This is a genomic window from Microbacterium sp. FW305-3-2-15-F-LB2 (assembly GCF_058787255.1).
The window spans coordinates 2,274,432-2,294,142 of sequence record NZ_JBYSZO010000001.1; the positions used below are offsets into that span (position 1 = coordinate 2,274,432).

Annotated in this window: 22 protein-coding genes; 10 read left to right on the forward strand and 12 right to left on the reverse strand. The window is 68.7% G+C overall.

What is annotated here, in order from left to right:
- Together AC3WLZ_RS11020 and AC3WLZ_RS11025 are read left to right on the forward strand one after the other, a co-directional pair.
- Entirely contained in the window at nt 1-846 is an 846-nt protein-coding gene (locus tag AC3WLZ_RS11020) for a ribokinase (RefSeq protein ID WP_412924986.1), read from the forward strand.
- Complete coding sequence (locus tag AC3WLZ_RS11025; RefSeq protein ID WP_492470048.1) at nt 843-1,769, forward strand: nucleoside hydrolase; 927 nt, start codon at nt 843-845, stop codon at nt 1,767-1,769. The genes AC3WLZ_RS11020 and AC3WLZ_RS11025 overlap by 4 nt, the downstream gene beginning before the upstream one ends.
- Before the next feature lie 156 nt (nt 1,770-1,925).
- Here AC3WLZ_RS11025 and AC3WLZ_RS11030 read toward each other — a convergent pair whose 3' ends face one another.
- The 6 genes from AC3WLZ_RS11030 to AC3WLZ_RS11055 form a co-directional block, all read right to left on the reverse strand.
- On the reverse strand, nt 1,926-3,608 hold the full coding sequence (locus AC3WLZ_RS11030) for an ATP-binding cassette domain-containing protein (RefSeq protein WP_492470049.1): 1,683 nt from the start codon (nt 3,606-3,608) through the stop codon (nt 1,926-1,928).
- A 13-nt stretch (nt 3,609-3,621) separates the two neighbouring features.
- Complete coding sequence (locus AC3WLZ_RS11035; protein WP_492470050.1) at nt 3,622-4,416, reverse strand: hypothetical protein; 795 nt, start codon at nt 4,414-4,416, stop codon at nt 3,622-3,624.
- A complete protein-coding gene (locus tag AC3WLZ_RS11040) occupies nt 4,403-5,296 on the reverse strand; it encodes an ABC transporter ATP-binding protein (protein ID WP_492470051.1) in 894 nt (297 codons plus the stop codon). Before AC3WLZ_RS11040 ends, AC3WLZ_RS11035 begins: the two co-directional genes overlap by 14 nt.
- 74 nt (nt 5,297-5,370) lie before the next feature.
- The gene (locus AC3WLZ_RS11045) at nt 5,371-5,766 is read right to left on the reverse strand and encodes a hypothetical protein (RefSeq protein ID WP_492470052.1); all 396 of its coding nucleotides are present in this window, start codon (nt 5,764-5,766) and stop codon (nt 5,371-5,373) included.
- A 44-nt stretch (nt 5,767-5,810) separates the two neighbouring features.
- The gene (locus AC3WLZ_RS11050) at nt 5,811-6,236 is read right to left on the reverse strand and encodes a hypothetical protein (protein WP_492470053.1); all 426 of its coding nucleotides are present in this window, start codon (nt 6,234-6,236) and stop codon (nt 5,811-5,813) included.
- A gap of 14 nt (nt 6,237-6,250) precedes the next feature.
- Nucleotides 6,251-6,655 carry a hypothetical protein gene (locus AC3WLZ_RS11055; protein WP_492470054.1) on the reverse strand — a complete coding sequence of 135 codons (405 nt, stop codon included), beginning with the start codon at nt 6,653-6,655 and terminating at the stop codon, nt 6,251-6,253.
- Between the two features lie 278 nt (nt 6,656-6,933).
- On the opposite strand from AC3WLZ_RS11055, the gene AC3WLZ_RS11060 reads away from it, so the two are divergent.
- Nucleotides 6,934-8,124, forward strand: coding sequence for a sensor histidine kinase (locus AC3WLZ_RS11060; RefSeq protein WP_492470055.1), 1,191 nt, complete (start codon nt 6,934-6,936; stop codon nt 8,122-8,124).
- The gene (locus AC3WLZ_RS11065; RefSeq protein WP_492470056.1) at nt 8,121-8,783 is read left to right on the forward strand and encodes a response regulator; all 663 of its coding nucleotides are present in this window, start codon (nt 8,121-8,123) and stop codon (nt 8,781-8,783) included. Before AC3WLZ_RS11060 ends, AC3WLZ_RS11065 begins: the two co-directional genes overlap by 4 nt.
- Nucleotides 8,784-8,919: 136 nt before the next feature.
- Here the strand turns inward: AC3WLZ_RS11065 and nrdF are convergent, their stop codons facing one another.
- From nrdF to nrdH, 4 genes are read right to left on the reverse strand one after another with little or no spacing between them, the layout of a single operon-like run.
- A complete protein-coding gene (nrdF, locus tag AC3WLZ_RS11070; RefSeq protein ID WP_412924993.1) occupies nt 8,920-9,894 on the reverse strand; it encodes a class 1b ribonucleoside-diphosphate reductase subunit beta in 975 nt (324 codons plus the stop codon).
- A gap of 32 nt (nt 9,895-9,926) precedes the next feature.
- A complete protein-coding gene (gene nrdE / locus AC3WLZ_RS11075) occupies nt 9,927-12,059 on the reverse strand; it encodes a class 1b ribonucleoside-diphosphate reductase subunit alpha (protein WP_492470974.1) in 2,133 nt (710 codons plus the stop codon).
- Nucleotides 12,060-12,070: 11 nt separating this feature from the next.
- Entirely contained in the window at nt 12,071-12,505 is a 435-nt protein-coding gene (gene nrdI / locus AC3WLZ_RS11080) for a class Ib ribonucleoside-diphosphate reductase assembly flavoprotein NrdI (RefSeq protein WP_412924994.1), read from the reverse strand.
- A 25-nt stretch (nt 12,506-12,530) separates the two neighbouring features.
- A complete protein-coding gene (nrdH, locus tag AC3WLZ_RS11085) occupies nt 12,531-12,764 on the reverse strand; it encodes a glutaredoxin-like protein NrdH (protein ID WP_022878810.1) in 234 nt (77 codons plus the stop codon).
- Between the two features lie 385 nt (nt 12,765-13,149).
- On the opposite strand from nrdH, the gene AC3WLZ_RS11090 reads away from it, so the two are divergent.
- The gene (locus tag AC3WLZ_RS11090; RefSeq protein WP_492470057.1) at nt 13,150-14,355 is read left to right on the forward strand and encodes an MFS transporter; all 1,206 of its coding nucleotides are present in this window, start codon (nt 13,150-13,152) and stop codon (nt 14,353-14,355) included.
- Between the two features lie 17 nt (nt 14,356-14,372).
- Here the strand turns inward: AC3WLZ_RS11090 and AC3WLZ_RS11095 are convergent, their stop codons facing one another.
- Complete coding sequence (locus tag AC3WLZ_RS11095; RefSeq protein WP_412926148.1) at nt 14,373-14,780, reverse strand: pilus assembly protein CpaE; 408 nt, start codon at nt 14,778-14,780, stop codon at nt 14,373-14,375.
- 67 nt (nt 14,781-14,847) lie between these two features.
- Between AC3WLZ_RS11095 and AC3WLZ_RS11100 the strand changes: the two genes are divergently transcribed.
- From AC3WLZ_RS11100 to AC3WLZ_RS11120, 5 genes are all read left to right on the forward strand, one after another.
- Nucleotides 14,848-15,600: an alpha/beta fold hydrolase gene (locus AC3WLZ_RS11100; protein WP_492470058.1), complete on the forward strand. Its 753-nt coding sequence runs from the start codon at nt 14,848-14,850 to the stop codon at nt 15,598-15,600.
- A 43-nt stretch (nt 15,601-15,643) separates the two neighbouring features.
- The gene (locus tag AC3WLZ_RS11105; protein WP_492470059.1) at nt 15,644-16,807 is read left to right on the forward strand and encodes an acyl-CoA dehydrogenase family protein; all 1,164 of its coding nucleotides are present in this window, start codon (nt 15,644-15,646) and stop codon (nt 16,805-16,807) included.
- Nucleotides 16,807-18,081, forward strand: a complete 1,275-nt coding sequence (locus tag AC3WLZ_RS11110) for a DUF445 domain-containing protein (RefSeq protein WP_492470975.1) — start codon at nt 16,807-16,809, stop codon at nt 18,079-18,081. The genes AC3WLZ_RS11105 and AC3WLZ_RS11110 overlap by 1 nt, the downstream gene beginning before the upstream one ends.
- Before the next feature lie 52 nt (nt 18,082-18,133).
- Nucleotides 18,134-18,484, forward strand: a complete 351-nt coding sequence (locus AC3WLZ_RS11115) for a gamma-glutamylcyclotransferase family protein (RefSeq protein ID WP_412924998.1) — start codon at nt 18,134-18,136, stop codon at nt 18,482-18,484.
- Nucleotides 18,485-18,631: 147 nt separating this feature from the next.
- Nucleotides 18,632-19,096 carry a SixA phosphatase family protein gene (locus AC3WLZ_RS11120; protein ID WP_492470060.1) on the forward strand — a complete coding sequence of 155 codons (465 nt, stop codon included), beginning with the start codon at nt 18,632-18,634 and terminating at the stop codon, nt 19,094-19,096.
- Here the strand turns inward: AC3WLZ_RS11120 and AC3WLZ_RS11125 are convergent.
- Nucleotides 19,086-19,679 (reverse strand): TetR/AcrR family transcriptional regulator, encoded by a 594-nt coding sequence (locus tag AC3WLZ_RS11125; protein ID WP_492470061.1) that lies wholly within the window; start codon nt 19,677-19,679, stop codon nt 19,086-19,088. The genes AC3WLZ_RS11120 and AC3WLZ_RS11125 overlap by 11 nt on opposite strands.
- Nucleotides 19,680-19,711: the final 32 nt, after the last annotated feature.

Sequence of the window (19,711 nt, forward strand, 5' to 3'; positions counted from 1 at the left end):
ATGCCGGAGCCCACCCGAGTCGCCCTCACCGTTGTCGGGGCGATCAACGTCGACCTCACCGCGCGAGTGGAGCGCGCCCCCGGCCCGGGTGAGACGGTCGCCGACGGCGTCCTCCAGCGCGGGCCCGGCGGGAAGGGAGCGAACCAAGCGGTCGCCGCGGCGCGCCTCGGAGCGGATGTACGTATGGTCGGCGCCGTGGGCGACGACCTCGACGGGCGCGGCATCCACGAACGCTTCGCGGAACTCGGTGTCGACGCGTCCGGTGTGCAGATCTCGGATGCCGCGACCGGCACAGCCCTCATCGTCGTCGATGCGAGCGGCGAGAACTCGATCGTCGTGTGCGCCGGAGCGAATGGCGCGATCGACGCCGACGCCCTCGGCATCGAGCCGGGTGCCGCGGTGCTCGCGCAGTTGGAGGTGTCGGATGCCGTCGTCTCCGCCGCCGCGGAAGCCGCCGGGTTCTTCGTCCTCAACGCCGCCCCCGCGCGACCGCTCCCACCCGGTGTGCTCGACCGCGCCGACCTCGTGATCGTGAATGAGACGGAATACGCGCAGCTCCCCGAGGTGCACGGCGTCCCCCTGCTGTGCGTCACGCTGGGCGCCGACGGTGCACGGCTGTACCGGCACGGCGACCTCGTCGCGTCGGCGCCGGGGGTGCCGACGACCGTGCGCAACACCGTCGGCGCGGGCGATGCGTTCTGCGCGGCGCTGGTGGTGGGCCTCTTGCGCGGCGATTCCGAGACCGACGCGCTCGCGCGGGCGTGCACCGTCGGGGCCGCCGCCGTCGCCGACGACGCCTCGCAACCCGACCTGCAGCCCCTCGATGCCTACGAGGCCACCCGATGACCCGCCGCCCGATCCTGGTCGACTGCGACACCGGTATCGACGACGCGCTCGCCCTGGCGTATCTGCTCGCCGAGCCGGCGGTCGAGATCGTCGGCGTCACGACGGTCTCCGGGAACACGGATGCCGCCCGCGCCGCCGCCAACACCCTGACGCTGTTCGAGCTCGCCGGCGTCCACGACATCCCGGTCGCCGTCGGCGCGCACCACTTCCGCGGACGCGACTACGCCGGCGGCGCGCCGCACGTCCACGGTGACGACGGCGTGGGCGGCATCGCCTGGACCGCGGCAGACCGGTCCCCCGACGCACGACCCGCGGTCGAACTCATCGATCACCTCGCCTCCCGGCATCCGGATCTCACCGTCCTGGCCCTCGGTCCGTTGACGAACCTCGCCGCGTACGCCGAGACGCCCGGCGTCGCCGCGTTCGACCGGCTCGTCGTGATGGGCGGCGCCTTCGGCCACTCCGGCAACGTGACGGCGTGGGCCGAGGCGAACATCCACAACGATCCCGAGGCCGCGGCCGTCGTCTTCGCGCAGGACTGGGACACCACCCTCGTCCCCCTCGACGTCACGATGACCCAGACCCTGGATGCCACCGACCTCGTGCGCCTCGAAGCGATCCCGGGTGCAGTTCCCCAGGCGTTGGCCGCCATGTTGCCCGCGTACCTCGACTTCTACGAGGGCCGCGTCTTCCCCGACCGCCGCTGCGCGCTGCACGATCCGTTGGCCGCGATGGTCGCCGCCGGGGTGTTGCGCGGTGTCAGCGTCTCTGCGGGTCAGGTCGAAGTGCGACTCGAGCGCGGAGAACGTGGGCGGACGGTGTCGTCGCGCGGTTCGACGACGCATCGCTGGGTGCGCGGCATGGAAGGGTCGGCCGTGGAGCTTCTCCTCGACCGGCTCGAGTCGCGGGAATGGCCGGGCTGAGCCCACGGGATCCATCCATGAATGCCGCGACGAGCTGCGGAGAGTCCGCGAAACGGACCGTGGCGGCGCCCTCGATCGCCTCGCGGTGCGGCTCCTCGAGTTCGCCCCTCAGCTGGGAGGTGACGAGGGCCGGCCGGTGCGCACCGGGACCGTCGCTCAGCGCGGCACCACGCCGCTGAGCAACTTGTCGCGCGGCTCGTCGTCGACCTCGATCTCCGATGTCGGGCGCCCGCCGTTGAGATCGACCTCGGTGTCGGCGATCTGACGAAGAGAGCGGTCGTGCGTCGCGACCACGATGATCCGGCGCGACCGTTCCCGCAGCAAGACGCGGCGCACCCGATCCGCGGTCGCCACGTCGAGGTGCGAGGTCGGCTCGTCGAGCAGCAGAATCGGCCGTTCCGTCGCGAGAGCCCGAGCGAGCGCGAGGCGTTGCCGCTCCCCGCCGGACAGGCTCGTGCCGCTTCGTTCCAGGGGCGCGTCCAACGCGTCGCGGTCGATGCGCTCGGACAACCCGAGGGCGTCGAGAAGGCTTCGCAGCGCGTCGTCTCCGGGGCCCGGGGCGTCGGTGAGGAGGAACTCCCGCAACGTCGCCCCGATGACAGGCGTGCCCTGCTCGACGTACGCGATCGAGCGGCGCACATCCTCCGGCGCCCAATCCGAAAGGTCTCGACCGTTCAGGCGCACCGCCCCCGCCACGCACGGGGCGAACCCGGCGATCGCGGAGAGGAGCGTGGTCTTCCCCGCACCGCTGCGTCCCGACAGCGCGACGATCGCACCACGCTCGACCGAGAAGGAGACCGGCCCCACGTCGATCCCCGGTCCGACGGAGATTACCGCGCGGTCGAACGTGAGGACGAGCGCGTCGATCGTCACTCCCGCGCGCCCTTCGTGCGCGGGGCCCGCGGGGGAGAGCGGCAAGGCCTGCAGTACTTCGAGGGCTCCGCGCGCCCTCTGCCGCTTCTGCACGAGGTCCAGGTAGCTCGCTGCCGGCGCGAGCAGAACCGTCAACGTGGCCAAGAACCCCGCCAGCTCGGCGGCCGTAGCCGCCCCGTCTGCCACGAGCGCGGCACCCAGGACGGCCAGCCCCAGGAGCAGGACGAGAGAGAGGGTCCGCACGACGAGGTCCACCAGCGCCTGCGCACGCCCGACGCTGACCTCCGCTCGGCGCACCTCCGCGAGCCGCGCCTCGAGGCCGCGTGCATACCGCGGGGACAGGCCGAAGACCGTCGCCGACCTCACCGATCGGAGGAACTCCGCCAGGTCGGCGCTGACCCCGCTCAGCGCACGGAGTCCCTGCGCCGAACGCGCCCGAACGGGCCGCACGATGAGACTCAGGAGGACGCCGGCGATGAGCAAAGCCACCAGCAGCGCGAGCATGAGGTGCCATTCGAAGAACACGAGCAGGAGCAGACACCCACTCACCGTCGTCACGGCCGACCAGCGGCGGATCCGGTCGGCGGTGAGGAGCGGCTCCAGTCCGTCCACCTGCACGCTGAACGCGGCCACGATGTCTTCTACGCCGATGCTCTCGACGTCGCGCGGCCCCAGCGCCATCAGACGAACAGCGAAGGCTGAGCGAAGCGACACCATCTCGGTCGCGGCGATCCGCGAGAGAACGAGCACCCGCGCCACGGTTGACAGAGCGGATGCCACCACGGCCAAGGCCACCGGCATCCACAGGCCCACGGTCACCGGTGCACCGCCGGCGACCTGGCCGACAGCGAAAGCGAGGGCGATCGGCACCGCCAGCTCGATCACGCCCGCCGACAGCGCAACGATCTGGCCCGCGACGCGTCTCGGCCTCGGGACGCGCGCGGAGAGCACAAGACCGTCGCTCACGTCCGCGACGCCCTCACCGGGCGGTCCGATCGCGGCGTCGCCAGGCGACGGTAACGACGGTCAGCGCGAGAGCGACGAGCGCTACGGGCAGGACACTGCCGAGGTCGGCGTCTGAGGTCAGAAGGCTCGATGTGGCCTCGCGCGGCAGCCACGATGCCCCGTCGCCGAGGAGTCCGGCGATGACGGGCTCGAGCACCACGAGGTAGACCAGCAGAGCGACGAGGACGAGCACCCATCGCCGGGTCAATGCTGCCAACGAGAACGCGAGCAGGGCGAGCACGCCCGCCTGCGCGGCTGCTCCGGCCATCACGGTCCCGGCTCCCGACCATGCGGAGAGGGAGGCGAGGTCGGCGTCAGCGGCCACTCCGGCCTGGGCCCCGGCCAGCGATGCAGCGGCGACGACGACCCCGCCGATGCCGGCCACGACCGCGACGATGACTGCGCGCGCGAGGAAGACGAGCCGGAGTCGACGTGCCGCGACCGCGACCTGCAGCAGCGCCCCGGAGGCCATCTCACTGCCGGCGGCCCGCACCCCCACGATGATCGCAACGAGGGGGACGAGCATGGCCACCCCGCTTCGCGCCATCCCGACCAGGTCTGCGTCCTGCGACGCGGAGGTGAGCTGGACATCAGTCTGGATCTGCAGTCCGCCCGACCCTCCGCTCGTCGACCCGGCGGCCACGAGAACAGCCATCGCACTCAACACCGCACCGAGCACGCCGGCCCCGATGACGACCGACAGCAGGACGCCGTCGCCGCTCCACCGACGAGTTTCGACAAGGGGGATGCGCAGATCAGACGCGATCATGGAACTTCTCCTCCAGAGTCGCGTCCCGAACGGCCGAACCCATCACGGCGATGCCGGCGCCGATCAGCATCTGCTCGGCGGCGACGGCGTCGCGTTCCGCGACGACCGGATCTCCGCTGCCATCACGGGACGACGAGAGCCCCCCACCGGCCAAGACCAGAAGAGCACGCTCCGCATCGGTCGAAGCGACATGAAAGACTGCCCGCCTCGCCCCTTGGGCGTATCCCGCGGTGGGCCCGTCATATGTCAGAACGCCCTCGGACAGGATCATGAGGTCGTGGCAGACCGACTCGACATCATGGAGGTCGTGGCTCGACATGATGACCGTGCGGCCCTCGCCGACAAGACGGACGATGACGTCGCGCACACGCTGACGGGATTCGGGGTCGAGGCCGTTCATGGGCTCGTCCAGAAGGACGAGACGCGGACCCGCCACGATCGCCGCGGCCAAGAGCACTCGTTGGCGGTTTCCCAGCGACAGCTTGCGCAACCTCGTCCGCGCCTCGCGCGCGATGTCGACCGTGTCGAGGGCGCGGGCCACCTCGGTTCGGGGCCGGCCCGCCAGGTCGGCGACGTACTGGATGTTGCGCTCCACGGTCCGCGACGGCCAGAGCGCCATCCCGTCGATCGCGGCGCCCACGCCGTGACCGGCGCCCTCACGTGAACCGAGGTTCTCGCCGAACTGGAGGATGTCACCCGAGGACGGGCGCTGGACACCCGCGAGGATGCGAAGCAGGGTCGACTTGCCGCTGCCGTTCGCGCCGACGAGCCCCACCAGGGCGGCTGGTCGAAGGTCGAACGATACGTCGCGCAAGGCCGACCGCTTGCCGTAGCTGTGTGAGACGTTCCGCGCAGCGCACGCGATGGGGGTATCCGTCATTTCTTCACTCCTTCGTTCGCGAACGGTTGCTGCCCGTCGGTCCTCGCGATGATCGACGGGCAGCAACCGGTAGGTCAGCCCCCGTAGCTCACGCAGAGGTAGAACCCGAGACTCACGCAGAACCCCATCCGCGGGTCGAGACCGGGGCGGACGCTCACCAGCGGGGAGAGCGCGGCGATCCCGTCTTCGGGGGTCTCGAACGCTCGAGTGGTGAGGCGCAGCCCCTCCGGGGTGGGTACCCCGAGACTCTCGAGCGTTTCCACGCTCGCGGTGCGGGCGGTCTCGTCGCGCCGCTCCTGGTGCGTCGGGAGTTCACCGATGCCGTTGACGTAATCCAAGAACCCATCGGAGGCGATCACCTCGATGAATTCGTCGATCTGAGCGGTGAGGTACTGCTGATTGACGCGATTTCGGATCTCAGCAATGGTGAGATCCACCGGCGGACTGCCGGCAATGTCGACGACGGACATCTCTCTGCCTTTCGATAGTGCGCTTCGCCTCTCCGGATGGAAAGTCAGTGGGACCGCGCCAGGAAACCCCGAATGGCGGGCTCCCACGAAGCGGCCTTGTTCGTGCCGGACCAGAGCGTGTAGTCGATGAGGGTGACGAGTCGCTCGCCCGACGCAAGATCCAGGATCAGCGGAGCCCCGAGCTTCCTGATGTTGCCGAAGGAGGGGAATCCGCCCCGAGTTCCGCCGGCGGCGAATCGTGAGAACTCCGCCACGTAGTCCACCGACACCCCCCGGATGTCGGCCGGATGCAAGCGCCGCCACGTGCCGAGGTCGAGGTGGTCCGCCGTCAGCTCAATGCTCCCTCGATGCGGGAAGAGCCGACGCTGATCCACGAGCGCCGTCCATCGGCGCACCGCCGACGCCTCGCGCAGTTCTTCCACGGTCGCGGCGCAGAATCGACCACGGAGAGTCGAGACCGGAGTATCCACGGAGCTCCCCATGTTCACACCCGGGCCGGCAGCGAGCCGCTGTCGAACGTGTAGGTCACTTTCCGGATGCCATCCGACATCAGCTTCGTGACGCAGAAGATCGTGGGCCGACCGTCCCCGAAGACGGAACGCTGGATCTTCAGCCCCTCGGGAACGGCAATCCCCCGCGCGGCGAGCGCGTCCGGGTCCAGGAGGTTCTCCCGGACGAACCCGTCGCGGTCCTCGGGGGCGAGGTCGTACAGCTCCCCCAGCGTCGCGACGAAGACGTCGGTGGTGACGAAATCGCGGATCTGCTCGAGACCCGCGCGCGCTTCGATGCGGATGGCCTCGCGGGTGAGCGGGGGCATCGCCGTGTTCTCTTCGATCAGGGGGTAGTCGATCCGCGTCAGATCGGCGTAGGGGTTCGTGGTCTCCGACATCGTGGGCTCCTGAGAAGAAGGATGGTCGCGGTTGCGATGCACAGACCTTCCCAAGACTCGCCGCTCGGACACATCGGCCGAACGCCGACGAATGACCGGCTCAATGGCGGAGACGGATCACGATCGACTAGGCCGAAAGGCCAGTACGGGCAGCTGCGCCCGTGCGGTCCGAAGGCGGCGCCGGAGCGGGAAGGTACAGTGAGGATCACTCGCCGACGAGGCGTGTGGACGATGCCTCAGCGAGGGGGGCGATGCGGATGACACGTGGCGCGGCCTCGATGATCGCACGCACCCCGTGGATCGGCTCCGTGCTGTACCTCGTCGCGATCGCCGCTGTAACCGTCGTCACCGCCTCCGGCCTGCGCGGATGGGACCTCGCGCTGTTCCTCGTCCTTGCCGCTGCCCTCGCCGCCGCGACGCAGCTGCGCACGAGATGGCCCTTCCTCCTCGTCGTCATCGCGGCCGTCACCGCCCTGACCTCGACGCAGATCTTCCTCGCACCGGCGGTGTTCAACCTCGGGGTCCGCCGCAACAGCCGCTGGGATCCCGCGGTTCTGGCTCTGTGCATCGGCCTGTTGGCCGTCGTCTCAGGGCGGGACGAGAGGCTCGTGTCGTTGGACGGGCTCGCCCCCGACGAGTGGTCTCCCCTGGGCAGCTGGGTGCTGAACGTCATCGCCGTCATCGGCATCCCATACGTGGCCGGCCTCGCGATCGCCTCCCGTCGTGAGCTGCTGGACAGCCTGCGCGCCCGCGCCGCGCACGCCGAGGCGGAACGCACGGCGCGCGCGGCGGAAGCCGTGCTCTTGGAGCGTGCTCGTATCGCCAGCGAGGCGCACGACGTCCTCGGCCACAAACTCTCCTTGCTGACCATGCAGGCGGGCGGGCTCGAATTGAACGCCGACGCCGGACCCGAGGTGGTGGCGCACCAGGCCCGCCTCATCCGCACGAGCGCGAGGGCCGCGCTGAACGATCTGCGTTCGATCATCGGCTCGCTGGACGCGCGCGAGAGCCCCGACGTCGACTCTCTCGATTCGGGAACGGTCGTGAACGATCTGTCGAGCATCCACCGCCTCGTCGATGAGAGTGTGCAGAGCGGAGCCACCGTCCACCTGCAGCTCCCCTCGGCGATCGAGCACCGTGATTTCGATCGCGCCATTACGAGGGCGGCGTACCGCATCGTGCAGGAAGGACTGACTAATGCCCACAAGCACGCCCCGGGCCTTCCCGTGTCGGTGACGCTCGACGGGAGCCCCTCGAGCGGCCTCCATATCGAGGTCCGCAACCCCAACGCACCGGCCGCGTCGTCCCTCGCGAGCGCGCGCAGCGGGCGAGGCATCCCCGGTCTCCGCGAACGGGCGCGGATCGTCGGAGGTGAGCTCAGCGTCCGCGACGACACGTCCGCGTTCGTCCTTTCGGCGCGGCTACCCTGGGTCGTGACCGACGGCGACGGAAAGCGGGCAGAGGCGTGATTCGGGTTCTCCTTGTCGACGACGATTCTCTCGTCCGGTCGGGCCTGACGTTCATGCTCGCCTCCACCGACGACATCACCGTCGTTGGCGAAGCATCCGACGGAGCGGCGGGTGTCTCCCTGGCGAGGTCGCTGCGCCCCGACGTGGTGCTCATGGACCTCCGCATGAGCGGAATGGACGGCCGCACCGCCACCGCGCACCTCCGAGCGCTCCCCGACCCCCCTCAGGTCCTCGCCCTCACGACGTTCGACGTCGACGCGCAGGTGCTCGGTGTGCTGGAAGCGGGCGCGAGCGGGTACCTCGTCAAAGACACCCCTCCGCTGGAGATCATCGAGGCCATCCGCGAGACGGCACGCGGGGGCGCCGTCCTCTCCGCTCGACACGCGCGCGTGCTCATCGACCGGTTCTCGGACGGGCAGCGAAGCAGTCGACGCGAGACCGCGCACGCTCGCGTGGCGGTACTCACCGCCCGCGAGAAGGAGGTCGCACGCGCGGTCGGGGCGGGCCACACCAACGCCGAGATCGCCGAGCTGCTGCACTGCTCACCGTCGACCGTGAAAGCGCACCTGGGCAGCGTCTTCACCGCGCTCAACGTGCAGAACCGTGTGCAGCTCGCAATCATCGCCTACGACGCGGGTCTGCTCGACGACGAGCGCTGACTTCGTCGGGGCGAGGGAGCCCGACGCTCTGCACGTTCCCTGTCCGCGACCCCTCACGGCCAGCCCCGCCACATGCGGTGATGCACGGAGAGGGCCCCGCTCGATCACTCGCGCGGGGCCCCTCGTCACAACCGGATCAGAAGTCCCAGTCGTCGTCTTCCGTGGCCTCGGCCTTGCCGATGACGTACGACGAACCCGATCCCGAGAAGAAGTCGTGGTTCTCGTCGGCGTTGGGCGACAGGGCCGACAGGATTGCCGGGTTCACGTTCGTCACCGACGACGGGAACATCGCCTCGTAGCCGAGGTTCATCAGCGCCTTGTTGGCGTTGTAGTGGAGGAACTTCTTCACGTCTTCGCTGAGGCCCACCGAGTCGTAAAGGCTCTGCGTGTAGTGCACCTCGTTGTCGTACAGCTCGTACAGCAGCGAGAACGTGTAGTCCTTGATCTCGTCGCGGCGCGCTTCATCGACCTGCTCCAGGCCGCGCTGGAACTTGTAGCCGATGTAGTAGCCGTGCACAGCCTCGTCACGGATGATCAGGCGGATCAGGTCGGCCGTGTTGGTGAGCTTCGCGCGGCTCGACCAGTGCATCGGCAGGTAGAAGCCCGAGTAGAACAGGAACGACTCCAGCAGGGTCGAGGCGACCTTGCGCTTGAGCGGGTCGTCGCCACGGTAGTAATCCATGACGATGTGCGCCTTCTTCTGAAGGAACTCGTTCTCGGTCGACCAGCGGAACGCCTCGTCGATCTCCTTCGTCGAGCACAGCGTCGAGAAGATCGACGAGTAGCTCTTCGCGTGCACCGACTCCATGAACGCGATGTTGGTGTACACCGCCTCCTCGTGGGGCGTGATCGCGTCGGGGATGAGCGAGACCGCGCCCACGGTGCCCTGAATCGTGTCGAGCAGCGTCAGGCCCGTGAAGACCCGCATCGTCAACGTCTGCTCGTCGGGGGTCAGCGTGTTCCACGACTGGATGTCGTTGGACAGCGGCACCTTCTCGGGCAGCCAGAAGTTGTTGACGAGACGGTTCCAGACTTCGAGGTCCTTCTCGTCCTGGATGCGGTTCCAGTTGATGGCCTGAACGTGGTTCAGCAGCTGCAGCTTCTCAGCCATGGTGTCCTCAATACGAATTCGTGATCAGCGGATCAGAGCATGCACGAGACGCACTCGGTCATGTCCGTGCCCTCGAGCGCCAGCTGGCGGAGACGGATGTAGTAAATCGTCTTGATGCCCTTCTTCCACGCGTAGATCTGGGCCTTGTTGATGTCGCGGGTGGTGACGGTGTCCTTGAAGAACAGCGTCAGCGACAGACCCTGGTCGACGTGCTGCGTGGCGGCGGCGTACGTGTCGATGACCTTCTCGTAGCCGATCTCGTAGGCATCCTGGTAGTACTCCAGGTTCTCGTTCGTCATGAACGGCGCCGGGTAGTAGACGCGACCGAGCTTGCCTTCCTTGCGGATCTCGATCTTCGACGCGATCGGGTGGATCGAGCTCGTCGAGTTGTTGATGTACGAGATCGAGCCGGTCGGCGGGACGGCCTGCAGGTTCTGGTTGTAGATGCCGTACTGCTGGACGGATGCCTTCAGCTCACGCCAGTCGTCCTGGGTGGGCACGGGGATGCCGGCGAAGAGCTCCTTGACCTTGGCGGTCTGCGGCTCCCACACCTGGTCGGTGTACTTGTCGAAGAACTCTCCCGACGCGTACGTCGAGTCGGCGAAACCGTCGAAGGACGTGCCGCGCTCGATCGAGAGGCGGTTGGACGCCCGCAGCGCGTGGAACAGCACCGTGTAGAAGTAGATGTTCGTGAAGTCGATGCCCTCTTCGGAGCCGTAGTGCACGTGCTCGCGAGCGAGGTACCCGTGCAGGTTCATCTGGCCGAGGCCGATCGCGTGCGAACGGTCGTTGCCGTCCTCGATCGAACGGACGGAGGCGATGTGGCTCTGGTCGCTCACCGCGGTGAGGGCACGGATCGCGGTCTCGACCGTGAGGCCCAGGTCGCGGCCGTCCATCGCCAGGGCGATGTTCATCGAACCGAGGTTGCAAGAGATGTCCTTGCCGATCTCGGCGTACGAGAGGTCTTCGTTGTAGGACGTCGGGGTGTTGACCTGGAGGATCTCCGAGCACAGGTTGGACATGTTGATCCGACCCTTGATCGGGTTGGCCTTGTTCACCGTGTCCTCGAACATGATGTACGGGTAGCCCGACTCGAACTGGATCTCGGCGAGGGTCTGGAAGAACTCGCGCGCGTTGATCTTCGTCTTCTTGATGCGCGGGTCGTCGACCATCTCGCGGTACTTCTCGGTGACCGAGATGTCACCGAACGGCTTGCCGTAGACGCGCTCGACGTCGTACGGCGAGAAGAGGTACATGTCTTCGCCGTTCTTGGCCAGCTCGAACGTGATGTCGGGGATGACGACACCGAGCGACAGCGTCTTGATGCGGATCTTCTCGTCGGCGTTCTCACGCTTGGTGTCGAGGAAGCGCAGGATGTCGGGGTGGTGCGCGTTGAGGTACACGGCACCGGCGCCCTGGCGGGCTCCGAGCTGGTTGGCGTAGCTGAAGCTGTCTTCGAGGAGCTTCATCACGGGGATGATGCCCGAGGACTGGTTCTCGATCTGCTTGATCGGGGCGCCCGACTCGCGGATGTTGGACAGCAGCAGGGCCACGCCGCCGCCGCGCTTGGAGAGCTGCAGCGCCGAGTTGATGCCGCGGGCGATCGACTCCATGTTGTCTTCGATGCGGAGCAGGAAGCACGAGACGAGCTCGCCGCGCTGCGCCTTCCCGGCGTTGAGGAACGTCGGGGTCGCGGGCTGGAAGCGGCCCGAGATGATCTCGTCGACGAGCTGGACGGCGAGGCGCTGGTCGCCGTCGGCGAGCGCGAGGGCGGTCATGACGACGCGGTCTTCGAAGCGCTCGAGGTAGCGCTTGCCGTCGAAGGTCTTGAGCGTGTAGCTCGTGTAGTACTTGAACGCGCCGAGGAAGGTCTCGAAGCGGAACTTCTTGCCGTAGGCACGGTCGTTGAGCTCCTGGATGAACTCCAGCGAGTACTTCTCGAGCACCTTGGGCTCGTAGTACTCCTTCTCGACGAGGTAGTCGAGACGCTCCTTGAGGGAGTGGAAGAACACGGTGTTCTGGTTCACGTGCTGCAGGAAGTACTCCCGCGCGGCCCGCTTGTCGGCGTCGAACTGGATCTTGCCGTCGGCGTCGTACAGGTTCAGCATCGCGTTGAGGGCGTGGTAATCCAGCCCCTCGAATCGCGCCTCGGTCTTGAAGTCCACGTCGCTCAGCCCTACTTCCACCACTGTTCCAATCCTTCGGTGACGCGCTCGACGTCTTCTGGTGTGCCGAATACTTCGATGCGATACAAGTGCGGCACGGAACACTTGCGGCTGATGACATCTCCCGCGAGGCCGAAGGCGTCGCCGAAGTTGGTGTTGCCCGCGGAGATCACTCCGCGGATGAGACGTCTGTTGCTTTCCTCGTTGAGGAAGCGGATGACTTGCTTGGGGACGGCGCCCTTCTCGACGCCACGACCGACACCGCCGCCGTAGGTGGGGGTGACCAGCACGTAGGGTTCGTCGACGTGGAGCGGCGGGTCGGTCGGTCGCAGGGGGATGCGGACGGCCCGCTTGCCGAGCTTCTCGATGAAACGTGCGGTGTTGCCCGACACGCTCGAGAAGTAGACGAGCAGCGGAGCCTCGGTCTCCGACATGACAGCGCTCATGAGAACCCTCTGAGCCCGTCGGGGATCAGGCCAGGCGCGAGGCCAGCTCGTCGATCTTGTCGGGACGGAAGCCCGACCAGTGGTCCTCGTCGGTGATGACGACGGGGGCCTGGAGGTACCCGAGCGACTTGACCTGCTCGAGGGCCGCAGGGTCTTCCGTGACATCGAGGACGTTGTACTCGATGCCCTTCGAGTCGAGTGCGCGGTACGTCGCGTTGCACTGGACGCAGGACGGCTTGGTGTAGACCGTGATCGCCATTTCGTTCTCTCTCTCCCCTGGAAAATCGTCGTCCGGTCGCTTGGAGCGGGCCGGGAGCTCAATACTACATATGGGGACGGACATCGGGGGGAACCACAAGGGGTAGTAGTTACACGAGTGTGATTTTCCACCACTCTCCCCAAATACAACACAGGTTGTCCACGATTTCATCCACAGGTGGCAGACCGTTTTCGACCCCGACGAGGCCCGCCGTTCCGCGGATTTCACGCCTCCTTCCGGCATCCGTCCACAGTTCGGACGTTAGACGGGGGTTCCGACATCGCACAGGGGGTGGATATCGCGCTTCGGCGTGTCGCGGCGTGTCGCGCAAACGATGCGACCGCCATCACACCGCCGTGTCGGAGGCACCGGGTAGCGTGGTGCGGTGGCCGGCTACCGCGTACTCCTCAGAACCCCCGGCGTGGGGCGCATCATCGCAGCTCAGCTGACCGCGCGATTCCCCAACGGCATGATCAGCCTCGCCGTGCTTCTGCACATCGAGCACGTGACCGGTTCGTACGGCGCGGCGGGTCTCGTGCTCGCCGCCACCAGCGTCGGCCAGGCCATCGCGGGTCCCGTCACGAGTCGCTGGATGGGTCGATGGGGCATGCGCCGCGTGCTCACCGTCACGCTGCTGTTCTGCGCGGCGGCGATCGCCGCGATCGCCCTGCTCGTCGTCCCCCTGCCGGTCTACATGGCACTCGGGCTGCTCGGCGGTCTCGCCACTCCCCCGGTGCAATCGGCCGTGCGCACCATCTATCCCAAGATGGTCAATTCCTCGCAGTTGACCCCGCTGTACTCGCTGGATGCATCTCTCCAAGAGATCATCTGGGTGCTGGCACCCGTGCTCATCACCCTGGTCGGAACGCAGGTGGGCACCGTCCCGGCGCTGCTGCTCATCGTCGTCATCCTCCTCGGCGGGGGCGCGTGGTTCATCCTCAGTCCCGAAGTGGGTCGCGTCCGCATCCCCCGCAGCCGCCGCGCCCTGGGCACGGTGCTGCGCAAGCCGCCCGTCATCCTGGCGACCGCGACCGGGTTCCTCCTCATCGGCGCGTGCGCCGCCGTCGAGGCGGGGGTCGTGGCCACGTTCGACCACGGCGGGCTCGAGGCGGGTCTGATCCTCGCCGTCTTCGCGGTCGGCAGCCTCACGGGCGGTCTCGCCTTCGGTCACATCCCGATCGGCCCCTGGGCGATGGCGCGTCGGTTCGCGATCGTCGCGGTCGGCCTCAGCCTCACGATCTTCTCGCTCAACGCGTGGTGGCTCGGTGCGACGCTGCTGGTCGCGGGCGCGGGCATCGCTCCGGCCCTGGCCGTGATGTTCGCGATGACCTCGGCGAGCGTGCGGTTCAGCGAGACCGCCGAGGCGTATGGCTGGATCGGCACCGGTCAGCTCATCGGGGCGGCGGCGGGTTCGGCCGTCGCCGGATTCCTCGTCGACGGCGTCGGACCCCAGGGCGCGTACGTCGCGGCGGCAGCGTTCGCTGCCGCCGGACTCCTCGTCTCGGCACTCTTCGTGCGCGGCTTCCCCGACCTCCGCCACCGCGACGCGAGCCCGATCCCCGACACCGAGCCGGTGCACACCATCACCTGAGGCACCGCGCCGAACGATCAGTGCTGAAGCCGGCGCAGAAGCTCCAGCACCGCGAGCGCATACGCATCGGCCGGCTCCGGGTGCTCGAAGACGAGCGTCGTCCCCCCGACCGAGATCTCCACCTCGTGCGTGTCGGCCAACCGCCGCAAGGAGCGGAACGCGGACCGCAGCATCTCACGCAGCTGGGCCTCCGACGGCAGCCACAGCGCGTCCTCGGTCGCGACCGAGTCCAGCGCCCACTCGGTGGTGCCGTTGAACGCCAGGATCCGCCCGGTCGGGTACTCGCGGGGTTCCACCGTCATCTCGCTCACGGTGAAGATGTCCGCCTCGAACTCCGGTTCGTTCAGTTGGAACCGGTCGCCCGAGCGCGGATGCCACACCAGCCCGGCCTCGCGTAGTGCCAGCGCCATCTCGGTCGAGATCATGGCATCCATTCTGGTGGCGCTCCGCGCCGGCGGGGCCGCATCCCGCGCACCCGACAGAATGGATGCCATGCCTACTCCCCTGGTCCTGCCCCGCCTGTCGTGGGGTGCCGTCGGTCGCCCCACCGCGCTGCTCGCCCACGGCCTCGGCTCGGATGCCACCCTCATGTGGCGTCTCGGAACCGCGCTGGCCGATGCGGGCTGGCGTGCCGTCGCGGTCGACCTCCGGGGGCACGGCGACGCGCCGCGGGCGCTCGACTACACCCTCGCGGCATACGGGGCCGACCTCGGGGCGACCCGTCCCGACGACGGCGGCCCGTGGGATGCCGTGATCGGCCACTCCCTGGGCGGCGCGGCGGTGACCATCGCCGCCGCGGAGGACGCGGCGTGGACGCGTCGCCTCGTGCTCATCGACCCCGCGATCCTGCTGGCCGATCGCGACCGCGAGACCGTGAGGGCGAGCCAAGAGCAGGCGTTCGCCGACCCGACGGTGGAGGCGGTGCGCGCCGAGCACCCCGACTGGCATCCCGTCGACGTCGAGTTGAAGGCCCGGGCGACGCGACGCGCCAGCCGGTGGGCCATCGAGCAGACGAGCGCGCAGAACACCACATGGGATGTGCGCCCCGAGGCCGCCGCCCTGAGCGTTCCGACGCACATCATCGGCGCCGACCCGACCGTGTTCTCGATCTTCACCGGGTCGCTTGCCGCGGAGGTGCTGCAGAACCCCGTCGTCACGATGTCCGTCGTGTCCGACGCCGGGCATTCGCCCCACCGTGACCGTCCCGACGCGACGGTGGCGGAGCTCCTCGCCGCGCTCGCCTGACTCGACGGCCGCGATGTCGGGTGGGAGGACCAGAATGGATGCCATGTCCTCCGCGTTCGATCATGCTCGGTTCCTCCCCGACGACCTGCTCGCCCGTCTGCGCGAGCGCGCGCCCGTGCACGACCGCGAGAACACTTTCCCCCACGATGACCTCGACGATCTCCGCGCGGCGGGGTACCTCGGCATCCTGGCACCGGCGGAGCTCGGCGGAGCGGGCCTCTCCCTCGCCGAGGCGGCTGTCCTGCAGCAGCGCCTCGCGGGAGCGGCTCCAGCCACGGCGCTCGCGGTGAACATGCACCTCGTGTGGACGGGTGTCGCGAAGGTGCTGCGCGATCGCGGCATCGACGACCTCGTGTTCGTCCTGCGCGGCGCGGCAGCGGGCGAGGTGTTCGCCTTCGGGATCAGCGAGGCCGGCAACGATCTCGTGCTGTTCGGCAGCGACACCGAGGCGGCGCCCGACGGCGAGGGCGGATACCGCTTCACGGGGACGAAGATCTTCACCTCCCTTTCTCCCGTGTGGAACCACCTGGGTGTGCACGGGCTCGACACGACGTCCCCCGACGCCCCCAAGATGGTGTTCGCGTTCCTCGATCGCGATGACAGCGTCGTCTCGCGCGACGACTGGAACACGATGGGCATGCGCGGCACGCAGAGCCGCACGACCGAATTGCACGGGTCCCACGCTCCCGCCCACCGGGTGGTCAGGCGACTCGACCCGGGCCCGCAGCCCGACCCGCTCGTGTTCGGCATCTTCGCGGTGTTCGAGATCCTGCTCGCCTCGGTGTACACCGGTATCGCGCGGCGCGCGCTCGACCTGTCGGTCGACGCCGCACGCGCCCGCCGATCGAAGAAGACGGGCGCCAGCTACGCCGCCGACCCCGATATCCGGTGGCGCATCGCCGACATGGCGCTCGCGTACGACGCCCTTCCGCCGCAGATCGCGGCGCTCAGCCACGACGTCGACGCCCGCGTCGACCACGGCGCGCGCTGGTTCTCGCTCCTGGCCGGGGTGAAGCACCGCGCGGTGACCGCGGCCAAGACCGTCGTCGACGAGGCAATGCTCGTGAGCGGCGGCTCCTCCTACTTCGCGCACACCGAGCTCAGCCGCCTGTACCGCGACGTCCTGGCCGGCCAGTTCCACCCCTCCGACCCCGAGTCCGCGCACTCCGCGCTCGCCACGGCGTGGCTCGGACCGGTCGACGCGTGATGGCGCGCACCCCGACGGCGCTCCTGAGCCCCGCCGATCAAGAGCGCCGCCGCGCACTGCGTCGGATGAAAGCCGTGGCGCTCGGTGCGCTCCTGGGCATGGCCGTCATCTTCGCCGTCGCGTTCGCGCTGCAACGCGACGTCGAATGGCTGCAGTATGTTCGGGCCGCCGCCGAGGGCGGCATGGTCGGCGCGCTGGCGGACTGGTTCGCGGTGACCGCGCTCTTCCGGCGGCCGCTCGGTCTCCCGATCCCGCACACCGCGATCATCCCGCGGCGCAAAGACGAGATCGGTCAACAGCTCGGGGAGTTCGTCGAGACGAACTTCCTCGAAGGAGACGTGGTCCGCACCAAGCTTCAGGCGACGCCGCTGGCCGCACGAGCGGGGGCGTGGCTGGCCGACCCGGCGCACGCCGAGCGTCTCGCGGCGGAGGGCGCGACCCTCGCCTCGAGCGTCCTGCGTGCCCTCAGCGACGACGACGTCCAGGGCCTGATCGAAGACCTCGCCCGTGAGCACCTCCTCGAGCCGGACTGGGGCCCGTCGGTCGGCGGCTGGCTCGAACGCGTCGTGAGCGCCGATGCCCACCACGGCGCGGTCGACCTCGCCCTGGACAACATCGCCGTGTGGCTGGGCAACAACCGCGACATGTTCCAGGGTCTGGTGTCGCGGCGACTTCCGTCGTGGGTACCGAGCCTTGCCCAGCGACTCGTCGACGACACGGTCTACCGCGAGGCGGTCGGATTCGTCGATGCCGTCCGCGCCGAGCCCCACCACCAGGCACGGGTGGCCATCGACGAGTACCTCGCGCGCCTCGCGGACAACCTCCAGCACGACCCCGCCACCCGGATGCGCCTCGAAGAGGCCAAGGCATCCGTGTTCGACAGTCCGCGGGTCCGCGGACTCGCCGCCGACGCGTGGAACACCGCCAAGGCCGGACTCCTCCGCTCCCTCGCCGACCCCGAGAGCGCGCTGCGCCGTCGGGCCGCGGCCGCCCTCGCCGACATCGGTGAGCGCCTGCAGAACGAGGAGTCGCTGCAGCGCCGCGTGGACGGCTGGGTCACCGATGCGGCCGTCTTCCTGGTCGAGCGGTACCGCCACGACATCGCCTCGATCATCACCGACACGGTCGAGCGGTGGGATGCCGAGGAGACCACCGAGAAGATCGAGCTCATGGTCGGGCGCGACCTGCAGTACATCCGCCTGAACGGCACGATCGTCGGCGCGCTCGCCGGCCTCGCCATCTTCACGGTCGCGCACCTGGCCTGGGGCTCCTGACTCCTCGAGACACACACCGCCACCACACCGCATCCGTGGATAGCCTGTGCGCGTGAGCTTCGGTCCCGGCGCTGAGCCCCTCTTCACGTATGGAACGCTCCAGCTGCCCGAGGTGCAGCTGGACACCTTCGGACGCCTGATCCCCGGCGAAGACGACGTCCTGCACGGCTACCGGCTCGAATGGACCGAGATCGATGACGATCGCGTCGTACGGGTGTCGGGTTCCGATTCGCATCCGATCCTGCGCCGCACCGATGATCCGCGCGACCGGGTCTTCGGTCGCGTGCTCGCTCTCACCGCCGACGAACTCGATGCTGCGGACGAATACGAGGTGGCTCTGTATCGCCGCGTCTCGGTGACGTTGGCGAGCGGTATGCGGGCGTGGGTCTACGTCGGTCACTGAGATCTCCCTGCCACGGGACACGCCGTGCGCGCTACCCCGTTCGTTCCCGCGTCGCCGTCGATATTCTCGTTTCGGATGCCGGCTCGACCCTCACGCCACTTGCGCGCTCCGCGTCCGATTCCTCGATAGCAGAGCAGCGGAGAGACGATGATCCAACTGATCCTGGCGCGGCACGCCAAGTCGGACTGGGCCGACGAAGGACTCGACGACCACGAGCGACCGCTCAACGACCGCGGCCGCCGCGATGCCCCCGCCATGGCGCGATCGGCCCTCCGCCGCGGAGTGCGACCGGAGGTACTCCTCACCAGCACAGCCGTGCGGGCGCGCAGCACGGCCGCTGCGTTCGCCGAGGAGTTCGAGGTCGATATGACCGAGCAGCCCGAGCTCTACCTCGCCGACGCCGACGCCCTTCTCGAGGCGGCGCGCGCAACCGGCGCGCACGAGGTCATGGTCGTGGCGCACGACCCGGGCATGAGTGAGCTCGTGTCGCGCCTCGCCGAGCGCGACGTGCGGATGGTCACGTCGGCGGTCGCGATCTTCACGTGGCACGAGGGCGACTGGAACGACGTCGGGACGACCGCGCCCGACGAGTTCGAGCTGCTCACTCCCTGACGTACCGGGCCGTCCCCGAGACGGGGACGGAGACCCCGAACGCTCGCGCCAGCACCTGCTCCGGCCGCCCGTCGTCGTGCTCGGCCCACCAGGTCAGGGCGGAGCTGACGACGGCCGCGAGAGCGTGGGCGCGGACGACCGCGGCGAGCTCGTCCCCTTCCGGATCGCGTTCGACGAGGAACCGCCGCGTCTCATCGGTCACCGCGGTCAGCCGCGGATCCGCGCGGAGATCGAGCGCGGGCGTGACGTGGATGACCCGCAGGCGGCGCCGCGTGACCTCGATCTGGTCGTCCGGGAACGCCGACGCGACGACGTAGGCGGACTGCAGAGCACGCACCGCGTCGGGGCCGTCATCTGCCTCGAGGGCGGCGCGGAAGCGCGCCACGAACTCGTCGAGGCCGCCCCAGACGAGAGACTGCTTGCTCGGAAAGAGCCGAAACAGCGATCGCCGGCTGACATCCGCCTCGCGGGCGACGTCGTCCATCGACACCGCATCGAAGCTCTTCGTATCGAAGAGGCGCAACGCGACGAGCGAGACGGCATCCGGGGAGATCGTGCGCGGCCGGCCGGGGGAAGAGGTCATGGCATCCTTTCGGCACTCAGTGCTATAAACGG